This is a genomic window from Bacillus spongiae (genome assembly GCF_037120725.1).
GTDB classification, from domain to species: Bacteria; Bacillota; Bacilli; order Bacillales; family Bacillaceae_K; genus Bacillus_CI; species Bacillus_CI spongiae.
On the sequence record NZ_JBBAXC010000013.1, the window covers coordinates 1 to 14810 of the forward strand.

Sequence of the window (14810 nt, forward strand, 5' to 3'; positions counted from 1 at the left end):
AGGAGTTAGGTTCTCCTTCTCTTTGAATGTTCCTGAATTTTTATATTGATTAATCCATTTATCAAGAGAAGAAGGAGTTAAGTCGTATTCTCGAATAATTTCTTTCCTTGGCTTTCCATTATTGTAGAGTTGCACAATTTGTTCCTTGAATTCTTGGGTAAACGTACGGCGTGACCTTTTTGTCATGTAGATTCTCCTCATCAATCATATAGTAAGTTCATTCTACTTGACCTTAAAATTTCTGTCTAACTAAATGTAGCCGGTCCAAATTGTTGAAATAAGACCTAATAAAAAAAGGGGTACAGTCCCCTTCTCCCATAAAAAATACAAATTTAGCCTTTGCTGATACATGGCTGTGATGGTTGTTACCACCTAGTTAACAGTGATAAACATTCCACCTACTAAACATGTATTGAGCATTAAATTAATCATTTACTTACTAGTCTTTCCAATGTATCTAGCAATAAGTATACACATTATTGCACTGAGGAACGATGGTATCCCCACAGCAACATAAAGAAGAGATAGCTCTCCCTTATTATAATAATAATGCATAAAATTCCCAATACTTATGATTGATCCAACACGAAAAAAATCGCAATTTCACTTAATACTTACAATTCCATAAAAAGATAACTCATGTATCCAACAAAAAGAACGGATAGTAGGAAAATCGGCACTGAAAAGAATAGTTTATTTCTAAACCTTATATCCGTAAACTCCTTATACACATGATCCAAAATAGTATATATGAAAAATAGTACCGGAATACTTATACCAATTGCGATTAGGTCAACACGTGTAAACGGTTTGCTTACATAGTAATCAAATGTCGAATTTAGAATGAATAAAATAGAAAATAGTAGGAATTGATAGATAGAAAATTTAAAATATATCATGGATGATTACACCTTCTTGATGATCTGTATTTTACTTCAATAATCGTTACATACAATTAAGTATTTTATAACATGTTCATTGACTTTGGCTACATACTTTAATTGGTTTCATTCAATAAATATAAAATATTTCATTTTTATGATAACCTGTTCACTTGTCAATTGAATCATGGCCTCATTCAAATTTTTCCAAAGGAAGAAAACACACTTTCTCTCTATTAAACACCAAATTTTTTAGAAGCAATGACGAGATATTGCCCAATTTGTATTTTTTTTCGTTAGACCGAACGTTGTGGACACCATTATTAAAGTTGGAGTTGTCATTTCTTAGTTCTTTCTTTTGATTAAAATTTTCTCGATTCGTTCATATTTTTCCAAATTACTAATATCCGTATTATATAAAATTTCTTGAATAGCTTCGATCTTTTGTTGATTGTCCATTTTTTTCCCCTCCTATATTTATTTCGGTACAGCTTTCTATATTTACAATTCTTTTTTTGACGATAGTTAATAAAGAATAATACCATCCGGTCAACTACAAACGCTTAAAATATTCCCGATTTAATTTCATGCACTTCTCTTTTTTTAACAGGCGTTGATGATTCATACCCCTCCGTGTTTAACAATACATCAGAAACAGTTAAAGCTAGATAAATAGTACCCTTGCTTTATGATCACGTTAACTTGATAGAGTTGTTTCGATAATACTGAGAAAATCGATTTATTATTCATTCGCAACGTACCGAATGCTTGTTCTCGTTAATGATTATAGTGAGAATTTTTACACGGGTCAACTAACAAAATATAATTTTTGTTCAACATAAAAAAATGATTCATTTGTTGCCTTAGAATAAAGTTTGATCAAAACATCTCACAAACCTAAATATTATTGCTAATAAAAAGAATGTATTTTGACAGTAGATTAATCAAAATGCATTCTTCTCCTGAAGATGTAATGAGGATTTGTATAAAGAAGTTGCATCATTTTCTACCTTTAGTGCTCCACAATCGCTCATTTTTGATCAAGGTTAGTACTATGGATATAATCTAATTGGCTTACTCTCCCCATAAATCCTTATCATAAAAATCTACAGTTAAAGCAAATCCATTTCCTTTATTTGAGAGGTATGGATCCCTTAAATAATTATTTAAATGTTCATGCTCATGGAAGCCTGGATATTTTTCAAACAACATCTTTCCGTTTATGGAGACATGTTCTGTATCGTAGGCGATTAGATAGTAAATTCTACTACTACTCATCATAAACAAAGTTTCTGCATAAATTTTTAAATCCAAAAATTCCTTATTTTCTTTATAATTTATCCTTTCAAAGTCTTTACGTAACTGGTTCTTATCCCAAGTTGGTAAACGTAAATCAAGTGAAATCACCTTATGGCTCTTTCTAATTTTTTCTCTTAATTGCTTCCAATTCTTTGTCTTAAATTGTGTAGAGTGATGTAGGATGACCAAATCTCGTTGTTTAACATAGTTTGACCAGTTTTTCAAATATGTTGGGATTGATTTTTTTTTGACAGGCAAGTAAATTAATACATCCTTTTGACAACTCACCAAATTGAAAAGGTTTGCCAATAACTTCAATTCTTCTTCATTACCAAAAATAATAAATACTTTAGGCGCTGTTTCTATTACATAGGTATTTTCAAATTTTATCACAGGCTTTAAAATCTGTAATTTCTTACCATTATAAGATATAAATGTAGTAATAAATTTTGCCTTCATTTATTCTCCAATCATTACCTTTCTTCTAAACGACATGGATTTAGTTCATATTTTCGTTATCAAAATTTTAAACATAATGCAAAGAATAAACAATACTAGTATTTATTAAAAATACTATTTTCATCTAACGCCCTTTTGCTGAAGACTTGAATTTGAGACAGTTTTTAATTTGGCATCAATGAATCCCCTCGCTTGTTGAATAAGAGATTCTGAGACCTTCATGAATTTTTCACTCCCTCTATATAGCAAAAGATAAGTCAGTATTTCTTGCTGCCAGATAATTTAAGAGTTACTTACTTGAATTTCATAAGGAATATCTTTCACACTGAGTACAGGATTCTTGGAAGCCAATAAGTTTACTAACTCATATTTTAAACCTTCAGTAGAGAGTTCACTATTCTCAGGAATCGTTATCTTAATCATTGGTTCTGGTTTAATGGAAGGATAATGAACTTCGACACCTGTGTAATTATTTTCTATAATATAATCATATACAATTCTTTCAAGTTGCTTCAAAGTTCGTTCTATTTCCAACTCTTGTATACTTTTTTTAAAAACCTCAATATTATAATAGACCAAATCTGGCGCATCAATATTTTCTTCTAAATAATCTCGAAGTTCATGTTCATTATTGGTTTTGTCCATTCCAATCGATTTAATAGGGTCTGTATCACCTATCTGGAAGCTGAATAAACCATATTCATCCCATGCATCTCTTAGGGTAGCTACGATACAATCAGAACGAGCTTCTTTACTGTCTACACCTTGAAGGATTACGAAAAAGAAAATAAGTTAGACGTTATTAACTATGATCGTACAAACTCTGAAGGATCTATCGTAAATAGGAGCATATTGAGGGAATTAAAGAAGATAATCTGTAACTACTTTTCCTTGAAAAAATTCCAACAGAAGAGAATGATCCAAGAGCAGGTAAGTACAGACCTATTGGTGGAAATCAAGGGACTTATGAAATTACTTCATCAGATAAAAAGGAACTAAAAGCACTTTTAAAGAGAATAAAGTTGAAAAGACTCAACTACAAGATAATTCTTTGAAGTTAACGGTTGAAAATGTGAGTATCAACCTACAGACAAAAGTGGTTAGTGGTGGACTTAAAAAGGTGCTATCACTTATGAATCAAGAATAACATAGGTCCAAGTAAAGGGGTGAAGTTATATGAATCGTAAGTTGTTAGTTTTTTTAGTCTCTATCTTTTTTGTGGCTTCTGCTCTTTCTACCTGGTATTTTGTGTTAAAACCAGATTATATCGGGAAAATTTTTTTTGTAACTAAAGAATATATAATGATTGGACCAGTAGAAGTAGATCCAGAAGCCGATTACAATGTATATAAAATCTATATTGATAAAAATACTGTGATTAAAGATAGTGGTTCTCTTGTAAAAGGAAACATAGTAAAAGTTTGGGTGGAAGAATTACATCAAAAGGACCAAAAACTTAAGGCTTTAAAAATAGATCTAGTGGAATAACCATTTCGCTAGGTTTTTTATTCGCCACTAACGCTAATCTGAATGATAATAAAAAATTTTAAGTATAGTGAACAATCTCACTAGGTTATCTATCTATACAAAACGTAAGCGTCAAATAATCCGCAACTAGAATCTAAGTCGGGATTATGACGGATATATGATAAAATCTACAATAATAAAAATAAGGAACCGCATGCAACAATATCATATACTGAATACAAATTACTTCCCCCTGCTTCTTTTTTACTCTACTCTCCTTTAACATAACACCAATTATTTCAACACCTCTCAAACCTAAAAACAACCTTCACGAACATAATAAAAGTACGATGTTAGATCATCGCACCCTTTTCTGGAATAATCCATTGTCAATTAACAGTTCTTTTACCTTTTAGTTCTAAACTCATTTTCCTTTTCGAGAAAAATCCCTTTAGATGACATATCCAAAGGGGAAAAACGATATTACTTTTTTTTAACGGTACCACTTTATTTCAAATCAACAGTTGCGTATTCTCAATCTTTTCTTCATACTTCGCAATCTTTTTTGGGAAGCACTAGAGGGCGTAATCATAATATCTATTATTCGTCGTCTTTTGAATTTTTCTTTTCTAATTTAAATAGCAAAAAAGATTTGATAAATGCTGTAATTGAGTATATTGCTAGTATAAAAAATTGAAACCAAATAAGCTTATAATTTGGACCGTTTCCTATTGGACCAACTTTAGGTTGGTAGCCATTATATACAATAACGCAACCTGAAACAAAAAAAATAATCCCTAAAACAAGATATAAAACATAATGACTCATATGCCTCTCTCCTTCATTAATTGACATAAACAGGTTATAGAATCTTTTACTAAACTATCAAATTGGCATTTAAAATTGTACGTACGCTTTAATTTGATAAAAACATCATGTAGGGATTATAAGTGTTATCTCCATTCTATTATGAACAAGTGGGGTTATTCGTCCCTCTCCCTGTTCTTTTTCAACAAAAAATAAGATGGATTGGTATAACTAATATTGTCAGTCTATTTTAAAATAACTACTTTTAAATAGTAAATTATCTAAATAAGGGTACTACTCTACTTTTCCATATTTAGAATTTACTGCGTCTTCTACAACCGCTGGAGAGATTGATTTCAATGTTGTTAAAGTTTCTATTTCATCATTTGTAGCCTTCCTTAAAATTTCTCCCTTGTAGTTTAATATTACTTTTCCATGCAAGGTATCACTGCATTCAGGGAGTATTAAATTGTCTGGTATACCTATACTTCCTAAATAACCCCATTCATTATCTTCAATTTTCACAGTAACCGTTTGTGCTAAAATAAAAATAGGATTTTTTATGATATTATTGATTTCAGGATGTCTATTTGATGTTATATCAAAAATAATAATACACTCTGAAGTTTCTCCTAAACCTATAACTTGTCCATAACTATACTTATATTCACCATTTATTTTGATATAAAAGACATCGCCTACTTTGACATTATGCTTTTTTTATCCATTTACTATTCCCCCTTTATTTAATATTATCGCAATCCCAGTATTTAGGACTTATTTAATTTCGTTTTTTTCTAATAACCCTCCATTTTTTTATGTCCACCATAGTTATTTATCATTCTTTGCTCTAAAATATCTAATCGCTGCCCTGGTACTTCTCTTTTTATTAATTCATACTCATATCGCGCAATAAGTTTTTTTCTTGCATGTTCTTTTGCCTCTTTAAATATCTCTCAGGATTTTAGTTTGATTGATAAAATCTTTTCCTATTTTATGTTAGTTCTTTTTATATGATAACTGCTCAATCCTTACCCTTAGAACACTACCCAACGCTATCAAGTTCCTCCGATTGCGTTGTCTTCATCGTATGTAAATGGACGCTACCTCCATCATTCACTTTATACATAAGGTATATCTAGTTAGAATGAAATATTAATAGCCACCCTTTGTTCTATTATATACTAGATAATCTTGTCAAATATCTCGATTTCAAACTTTCAAGATAATAGTCCAAAAGTAAAAATGACGCTAATCTTAATTGCAGATTAGCGCACTATTCTTGAATATGATAGTAATTTTAAACTCGACTGGAGTATATGATGGTGCAATCGTTATATGTTTTTGAATTTCAAACAAATTAATTTTCTAGTTTCATTAACCGTAAACTTAAGATCCTTAAAAGCCCAAATGCAAATCGAGGATAGTGATATTTTATGACTGAAAAGCTGTTTTTCTAAAAACACTCCTCCTGCTCTAAATAAGCATACCGCCAATCTTGTTGCAGCTCTGTCAAAATAAAATTTAGATGAAAGATCCAGGTCTGGTATAGCCATTATCTCAGATAATTTTCCTGTTTTTTATTAAGAGCTTCGATGTTTGTTAGCTCTAAATTCCGTTGAAAAAAGAAATACCGCAATCACAAACAATATAGTTGATAGTGCTATAACAATTCCATTCCATTCACCATTAAGTATAGAAATATTCACAAGAGTAATCGTATGCATTAGAGCTACAATAATGAACAAAATAGTATAAGTTTTCAATATAAATACACCTCCATTGCTACTGATAACCATTTATCGTTGTTTAAGCAAACCTGCCCTATAGTTTAATACCAATTATTTCAAAACTTATTAAATCTTACAACAACTTTTTTAAAACACAATAAAAGCACGATGTTAGATCATCGCACCCTTTGGCAGAAGACTTGAATTCAAGCTAACTTTATTAACGCTCTTCACAATTTACTCATAATTACTGAACCAATTCTTGCTCCTTTGTTTTCCTTCTTCTAATTTGTATGGAAGACTAGGTTTCGCGGGAGTTTATTACTAAAGAATGGATGACTCTATTTAACCACCCATTCATTTCATAAAAAATTATTTATAAATAATACCTTGATAACTATTTATATTGGTTCAGATACCTCGAACAAAGTAAAATAGTTGCTCACAAAGAACGTGTGAAACAACTTTTATTTGGTCCTTGTCATAAATCGAATTGCGTTACCCTGGATATATTGAGAACTGCATATGTTTTTTATACTAATGAATGTTGACGATTATGCTGATGTAAAATAATGTATTCCAAAATATTTATCTTTATCTTCCATAACAACTAAAAATTCATTCCACTCAGGTTCATATACATGCGAACATTTTAAAACCTTCTCTGGAAATACAAAGGGTTTTATTAATTCTGAGAATTCAGACTTAAGTTCAACAAAATCTTTTTTTGGCATCCTTAAATTTCTTCTCTAATTCATCAACAGGTAAATCCTCAATACCTCTCCCTTTATACCAATATATATGTCTATTTTTCAGTTCTATAAATTGGCATTTAGCTGCAAATTCTTCTAATGTTTGAATATCTTTGTAAGATCTATAAGGACTATCTCTTTTTGTGTGTTCAAAAACATATATGGTTTCCTCTCCATAATCTAATTCGTCTTCTGTTAGAACAAAATATTTCACAAAACTACCTCCATCGATTCGTATGTCCCTAGCTTCTATCAATTTTCAATGTTAGAGTTTATTGCTTTCATCATAGACGAACCTTTTTAAAATAGCACCCATCATGTTTCTTGTATTCAAGGATTTTATAGTTTCTCTATTGAGAAAACTAATTTATCAAAATTAGTATCAAAGCCAATATCATTGCAATGATAAATTAATCGGTTGTCACTTTCGCTAATTAGCATACCTGATGTATGTAACTGGGATTGTCTTCCTGTCCCTTTATCCCATATATTATAAAAACTTAGCACTCCATTGTCAGTAAAACACTTTATCATAACTTCTTTTGGAGCAGTATCTTCCCATAAAACCAATGAAGGACACATTTGTCCTTCTATTTCAATTCCCTCATCTGTTCTCAACCAAACCCCTTGTCTGTATGAAGTGTTATTTCAATGAAAGTAATTTTAATTTCTTGACAATTAGAAATGGGTTGAGCTTCCCACATTATCACATCTTTTCTACCATTTTCAATAAAACCGTCGCTAAAAATTCGTTTATAATTCATAATACTAATCTCCTTCCGCTCCAATGAGCATTCTACTTCTCTTTTAATTTTATATTATCTGAAGAAAAATCTCCTGATTCTAAAAATGATCTCTGTTTTTCCAATATCATTTCTTTGCTGTAGACCATGAAGGGTAGTTTCCAACGTACCCGTATCCTTAGAACACTTCAAATTCCTGCGATTGCGCAGTCTTCATCATATGTAAATGGCCACTACCTTACTACTACCTCATATCGTTCATTTTATACAAAAGATATACCTGGTCAAAATGAAATATTTTAGCAACCATTTGTTTCTTCTATTATAAACTAGTTAATTTTCTAATTTATCTCCAATTCAACTTTTCAACAATCTGGTCCTTTAACGGAAAAACTTATTATCTCTTAACAGTTCTTAAGCGAGTTTTCAATTCAGATCTTCTTTTTTTTCCCTATAAAAAATCCCCTTAGACGCCCATGTCTAGGGGAAAAACAATGCAACTTTATTTCAAATCAAAAACATCGTCAAAACTCACAAATCATCTTTCTTTTAGATTTTTACGTGCAATCTATTTTAATTTAAATTCAAGACGCTTGCTGCTGCTCCAAAGCTACTCTCGAATTTTTCTGGTAACTGATAAATAGAACTACAGAGACTAGCAATATACCAATGATTCCTATGAAAATATTGCGGTAAATCAACTCGTTTGAAAGACTTGATTGCCAAACAATTAACATGCCAGATAATGCTACTCCTAAAGCACCACCAAAGAATTGGACTAGTTGGTACATTCCCATTCCCGTTCCTATTTCATCACTTGGTAAAATTCGTGTTGCCTCATTTGCAATACTAGATGTTAAGGCAGAAAAACCTGTGCTCATAAATAGGTAGGCAAACATAATCCAATAGGGTGAAAGACTAGAGAATAGAGCAAATAAACTAGTGGATAAAATTAATAAAGATTGTCCAACTATAATAATTGGTTTATTCCCAAAGTGGTCGATCAATCTCCCAATGAATTGAGCTGCAACAGCAGAAAGCATCGCACCTGGAAATATCATAAGCCCGATTACTGCTGCCTCTTTGTTAAAAACATTAGCAAGCATTAATGGCATGATAAACAAGGTAGAAAAATGGGTAACAAATGCGATAAACCCGATTAATAGTAATTTAACGTAAGGACGTTTCTTTAAAATACTAGGTTGTATAAACGGGATTGATAATTTATGAATATGCTTCCACAAAATCACTAAACTTACTACACTTACTACAAGATAATAAATGGCTAGTGTCGATAAAAACAATAAAAAACAAGTTACAAACAGCGCTGTAAGAATAGCACCGATGTAATCAAATTTCACCTTTTGTGAGGATTCTTTCGGCAATAGCTTATAGAAAACAGGGAGTAATAACACAACAAAGCTTGTGACAATAAATAAATAATTCCAGCCGAATGCTTGTGTAATTGCTCCACCAATAACAGGGCCAAGCCCAAAACCGAGTGACGCTGCAGAAGATATAAATGACATTGCTTTTCCACGTCTAGATGCAGGGATATATCTTCCAGCTAATACCATCGCTAACCCTGGTACTGCTCCCGCACCTGCAGCTTGTAGCAACCTTGCCAATAACAATTCTATAAAAGAATTAGCAATCCAACCTATAATGGATGCAATCCCGAGTAACACTAGACCGATGAACAGCAGTCGAGATATTGGCATAAAATCAGATAATCGACTATACGTTAAAGTAGCGATGGCAAAAACAATTGAGTAACCAGACACAACCCAAGAAGCCGTGGATGATGCGAGTGATAAATCTTGGAGGACAGATGGCAATGCTACGTTAAACATGGTCGTGTTCATAACAACGAGCCAGACCGTTAAGCTCCACAATAAAACGATTCGATTCTCATGCGCTAAAGACCCTTCCTTCATAACAACTTTACTCATATATGTCGATCAAACTCCTTATTATTTCGATTCACTAAATAATTACTCTATGTACTATACTCCCCTTTTTTGATTTCGTCAAAAGAAAAAATCTTTACAAAACTAATGAATCTTTAGAAAGCAACCGTGATTATTTTAATGGTATTAGTCTTTGTCCTTTTTGACATATCAAGGTTTGTCTTTTCGATACTTCGTTTATATCCTATTTTCTCACATTCTCTTTATGAAAGGCTGTTCCCTTTACATTTCCCACTCAACAAGGATATTCCTCCCATTTCCATAATATAATGACTAGAAAAATCCGGTATTCGGGTCAAAGAGTTTATTTTTGTATGAGGATTAAAATCATGAGTAAACATTTTTAATCTTTCTCCATATTATTTTTGGGTGTATGCATTCTGATAGGTAGTTGGTTCATTTCACAATAAAGTAATGAAGATGATAGATATGAGATTGCTAGCTCCAAACGAAAGTCATATCCTATTAATTGATAAGAATACCGGTAAGTATTGGCGAAAATTCAGTGAAACAAATGAGGGCCCTACGGATTGAAAACAAGAGCCATCACCTCTATCAACAATAGAAAATTAACCAAAGTAAAAACCTCATAATTGTGGTTTTTATCATGTCAATTGGATTTATAGTATAAACGATGAGTGAATACATGACGATGGTCTCGTTTTAAGCATGAAAAAAGCTAGTTGCACATTTGTACAACTAGCCACATGTTACTTAAATAAACCTTTGAAAAAGTCAATGATGCTTTGGAAGAAGTTTTTCACCTTTTGCCAAAACCCTTCATTTTCGATTATTTCATCTATTTTTGTACTTATCGTATCTTGTAAATCTTCAAGTTGTTGTCTCACATTATCAAAATTAATGTTTAATGAGCGGATTTTCTCAAATAAATCGATTAAAAGTTGGCGATCTTCTTCACTTAATTCAATCTTTAATTGTTTCAGTTTGTCTTCGACAATTTGTTGAACTTCTTCTCTCGTTACAGGGTTTTGTTCTGAAATCTCTTTTTTTATTTCAGTTAGTAGTTCGCTCACCTTTTCAGGATCAATATCAGCATTTTCCGCAATTTCTGAAGCGATTGTTAACTCTTCATTGGCGACTTCCATTCTTTCTTTATCAAGTTCTTCACCACTAACATCATAGGCTTTGTAAATTCCCGTGAGTGCAGAATGCCCGGTAACAGGTAGTGGTGATGCAACTTCAACAGTTGCCCCTTCTACTCCAGCGGTAATCAATGCATTTGAATACATGGATTCCGTTACTTCCGTAATATTTTCGGGGGTCACTAGCTTTACTATCAAACCTTTACTCTCTTCTTGACGGGTGATTTTAGCGGAGGAATACATTATGGCATTTCGATCTTCACCTTGAATGTACTTTACTAGATCTGCTCCTGTTACAGTCACCTCTTCAACTTGCTCTTCTTCTGATACGTCTAAATGATTTTTAACTTCTTGCTTTTGATCATCTGTTAAAGAACCTCCGTAAACAACGATTGGCAATCCAAACTTTTCATTAATGCTTTTCACATTATTTTTTGCCAGTACTTGCCCGAAGGATGAAGTAAACAACACCAATAGAGCGATTATGACGAAAGATATACGCTTAGCCATACTACCTTCTCCTTCTCAAATTACTTTATACTATATTAAATTGAAATAAAGAATAAAATCATCGGTCTAGAGTCTTATCTTTCTCCTATCGTTCAAATATCATTCAAAGTATAATAAATTAAAAGAATATTTGTAATAATCAATTTATTTCTGATTATTTTCCGGGCAAGCGCACTATCCTACATTTTTGAACACAAAATGACATCTGTTGCAAGGTTTCTCCTAGTTTGTGTCAACTATTGTATATTACAACAGAATGCTAGAATGTAGATAAATTATGAAGCGAATGTTTCAAGCAGGAACGATGTAATAAAAGATTCGATAAACGCAGAAATAAGGATTAAAGGAAAGATGACGATCACAAATGTCTTCACACTCATGACGATTGATTCCTTAAACGAAACAGCTTTTTCATTATCTAACCATATTTTCCAGATGTTTAAGCTTAGGAATGATCCTAAAGAAGCAGCTAACACGACCGCTATTAATTCTGTAATCCCATGAGGCAATAGTCCTAAAAAAATCATAGGAACAATTGAATTACCACTCTCCTGAATAAAATTCATCACAATTCCGATCACCAAACCGTTTGTGACAATCATAAAATGTGGTAAAAATACAAGCGGGATTAACCCGATTAACATGATAATAAGACTAGCTCGTATATTATTAATAAATATTTCCCACATAATCATCATATTTGAATCATGAGAAGCAATGTCTGCAAATTTATTTTGTAATTGCTCAAAAAAAGCGTTTACATCAAATGGAAACTGACCAATTAAAAAAAAGGATCCAAATGATGAAATGAATAATAAAGAAAACCCAATAATAAAATGCCATTGATAAAATGAACGGAATTTCTCCCATTCTTGTATATAAGTCCGTTTCACTAAACGACCACCTTCCTCAAAAAATCAACTATCAATCATTATACTCAATATTCTCGCTATTGTCGTTAGACTAACTAGAATACTTGTAGAATATCAAAACTTTCTATAAAACAAAGGTAAGACTATGAAGGAAAGTGCTCAGCAAGAGCAGACTCATATAGAATGAGCCTTCACAATATGGAGTTCAAACCATTATTCACTCCTACCGACCACTTTTCTCATATGCCAAACATCACTCTTTATGTTAAGGCAATAAGCTTCTCCGCATCCCTAAAATGCACTACCCATTTGCTATAAACCTTAATTTAACTCTAACTCCTTTAATCTTTATCAAGAACGGAATACGAATGAGGTTGTAAAGCCTAATTCCCGCTACAACCATCAAAAAATTGGTCGTCAAAAATCTGGCCTGCATTGCTAAAGAGCAGTTATTATATGGACTGCCTTGGAGTGGTGATGTTATGCCGTCATTTTGTACATAAGATATCGACTTTTACTTGGATACAAGAATTCAACTCCTTTAGACTTCTGAAGTGCCCTAAAGAAATTTCATTACCACCTTTTTTTGATAACAACTATATATTCGTATCAAGGGCTGATTTACCATGCCCTATTGTTTATCTTTTGATTATTTTCATCTCCATATTTCGGTTTGGTCTTAGCGAAATATGTGGTTCTTGACCTACATCTCTGACCCATTGAAGATCAAACCTTGATACTATATTTCCGATGATAAGCATCGATTCAAGCATGAAAAGTTGATTGTTACTATACATATTTTTTGTTAAACCAAATGGGAAAAAGGAAAACTTAGGCAAACTGTCGGTAGAGTGATTTAAAAACCGCTGAGGATAAAAGGAAAGAGGGCTCTTGTAATAAGCATCTAACTTATGTGTAATATAGGAAGAGAGAAGAATTCCTTCTCCTTTTTGAATCTGAATTGGACCAATTTCAACATCATTTATCGCTTTTCTATTAAATAAATAAAGGGGTGGATTAAGTCTAATAGACTCTTGAAATACTGCCTTTAAATACGTGAGATTTTCCACGGTCTTTATGGAAAGTCGACCATTTTCACTAAACTTATCAATCTCGTCCAACACTTCTTGCTTCACAGCTGGATACTTACAGATGTTATACAAGGTCCATACAATAGCATTAGCCATCATTACATGACCCCTAAAGAATTGAGTAATGACTTCCTCTCTTAATTGTTTATTTACAACATAATGATCCTCTTCATCCTTATATCCATTCATCAATTTCGCAAGAATATCGTGGTAAACAATATCTGGATTTTGCCGTCGATACGTTATAATTGTATAGACGACCTTCTCAAATTTTGATACAGTCGCCTCAATATGGTGGTATTCACTCAACTTTCGAGAATGAGGAAGCCCGAATAGCGTCCGGATTCGCTTCGTTGCAAGCCCTAAAGTTGTATCCATTTCATTTCCTTTCGTTTTCTGAATCTCATAGGTTGATAGACTAAACATCTTATTAGAAATGATATCTAAAGTAAGATTCATCATGTCCTCTGTCAACACTCTCTCGGATGTCTGTTCCCAATTGGTGAGATGAACATCAATAATCCTCTTCATTTTAGGATCAAGTTGATTTACGTAATGTTCAATAAGCGATGAATTCGTCCAGTCCTCTATTTCACTATAAGGGTATTGTTCATTTGACAATAACCCTTCATCAGCAAATGGTTCTAGTTCCATGAAATTTTTCCCATTTTGAAAAGAATTGTTCTTCTTTACAAGAGCTTCATATATTAAGGTAGGATCCATTAAAATATAAAATGGATATTGAAAAAACCTTACTCTCGCCACATCCTTATAATTTAATCGGATATGGTCTAAGAAACCTAAAGGGTCTTCACTATATTCCTTCCAATTCCCAGATATCATGCTTCCTGTCGGGCCATTCACTTTATACTTCAATTCTTATCACCTCAAACCTATTCATTTGAAATAGTGTATTACGAAAAAAAGCATAATATTAACAATTTATTGAATCAGTCCATTAGCACCGTTTTACCGAAAAAAACATGTGACCTTTTTCACTCATCTGTTCAAATAAAAACGTACATCTTTCCTCTCACATTGTATGTCTTTTTCAAATCATTTGTTGTAGCAAATCTTTAGAAACCCTTATTAGAAATTTTGTTACGAAATTCAGTTAATAATAAAA

13 protein-coding genes and 1 pseudogene are annotated in these 14810 nt (G+C 32.2%); 1 reads left to right on the top strand and 13 read right to left on the bottom strand.

What is annotated here, in order from left to right; all coding sequences use genetic code 11:
• From WAK64_RS15280 to WAK64_RS15290, 3 genes are all read right to left on the bottom strand, one after another.
• A partial coding sequence (locus WAK64_RS15280) for a transposase (RefSeq protein WP_336587860.1) occupies positions 1-186 on the bottom strand: 186 nt, incomplete at its 3' end.
• A 1769-nt stretch (positions 187-1955) separates the two neighbouring features.
• Positions 1956-2639: a hypothetical protein gene (locus WAK64_RS15285; protein WP_336587861.1), complete on the bottom strand. Its 684-nt coding sequence runs from the start codon at positions 2637-2639 to the stop codon at positions 1956-1958.
• 282 nt (positions 2640-2921) lie between these two features.
• Positions 2922-3428 carry a YolC/YozM family protein gene (locus WAK64_RS15290; RefSeq protein ID WP_473700449.1) on the bottom strand — a complete coding sequence of 169 codons (507 nt, stop codon included), beginning with the start codon at positions 3426-3428 and terminating at the stop codon, positions 2922-2924.
• A gap of 387 nt (positions 3429-3815) precedes the next feature.
• On the opposite strand from WAK64_RS15290, the gene WAK64_RS15295 reads away from it, so the two are divergent.
• On the top strand, positions 3816-4127 hold the full coding sequence (locus WAK64_RS15295) for a hypothetical protein (RefSeq protein ID WP_336587863.1): 312 nt from the start codon (positions 3816-3818) through the stop codon (positions 4125-4127).
• Positions 4128-4706: 579 nt separating this feature from the next.
• Here WAK64_RS15295 and WAK64_RS15300 read toward each other — a convergent pair.
• The 10 genes and pseudogenes from WAK64_RS15300 to WAK64_RS15345 all read right to left on the bottom strand — a co-directional run bounded on the left by WAK64_RS15300 (position 4707) and on the right by WAK64_RS15345 (position 14560).
• Positions 4707-4934, bottom strand: coding sequence for a hypothetical protein (locus WAK64_RS15300; RefSeq protein WP_336587864.1), 228 nt, complete (start codon positions 4932-4934; stop codon positions 4707-4709).
• 273 nt (positions 4935-5207) lie between these two features.
• A pseudogene (locus WAK64_RS15305) lies at positions 5208-5606 on the bottom strand (hypothetical protein); the annotation flags it as partial.
• Between the two features lie 890 nt (positions 5607-6496).
• Entirely contained in the window at positions 6497-6679 is a 183-nt protein-coding gene (locus WAK64_RS15310) for a hypothetical protein (protein WP_336587865.1), read from the bottom strand.
• A 675-nt stretch (positions 6680-7354) separates the two neighbouring features.
• Complete coding sequence (locus WAK64_RS15315) at positions 7355-7609, bottom strand: hypothetical protein (RefSeq protein WP_336587866.1); 255 nt, start codon at positions 7607-7609, stop codon at positions 7355-7357.
• Between the two features lie 125 nt (positions 7610-7734).
• A complete protein-coding gene (locus WAK64_RS15320) occupies positions 7735-8013 on the bottom strand; it encodes a hypothetical protein (protein ID WP_336587867.1) in 279 nt (92 codons plus the stop codon).
• Positions 8010-8159, bottom strand: coding sequence for a hypothetical protein (locus tag WAK64_RS15325; protein ID WP_336587868.1), 150 nt, complete (start codon positions 8157-8159; stop codon positions 8010-8012). Before WAK64_RS15325 ends, WAK64_RS15320 begins: the two co-directional genes overlap by 4 nt.
• A 563-nt stretch (positions 8160-8722) precedes the next feature.
• A complete protein-coding gene (locus WAK64_RS15330) occupies positions 8723-10090 on the bottom strand; it encodes an MFS transporter (protein ID WP_336587869.1) in 1368 nt (455 codons plus the stop codon).
• A 728-nt stretch (positions 10091-10818) separates the two neighbouring features.
• Positions 10819-11721: a DUF1002 domain-containing protein gene (locus WAK64_RS15335; protein WP_336587870.1), complete on the bottom strand. Its 903-nt coding sequence runs from the start codon at positions 11719-11721 to the stop codon at positions 10819-10821.
• Positions 11722-11996: 275 nt separating this feature from the next.
• A complete protein-coding gene (locus WAK64_RS15340; RefSeq protein ID WP_336587873.1) occupies positions 11997-12614 on the bottom strand; it encodes a stage II sporulation protein M in 618 nt (205 codons plus the stop codon).
• Positions 12615-13231: 617 nt separating this feature from the next.
• Positions 13232-14560 (bottom strand): cytochrome P450, encoded by a 1329-nt coding sequence (locus WAK64_RS15345; RefSeq protein ID WP_336587874.1) that lies wholly within the window; start codon positions 14558-14560, stop codon positions 13232-13234.
• Between the last annotated feature and the right edge of the window lie 250 nt (positions 14561-14810).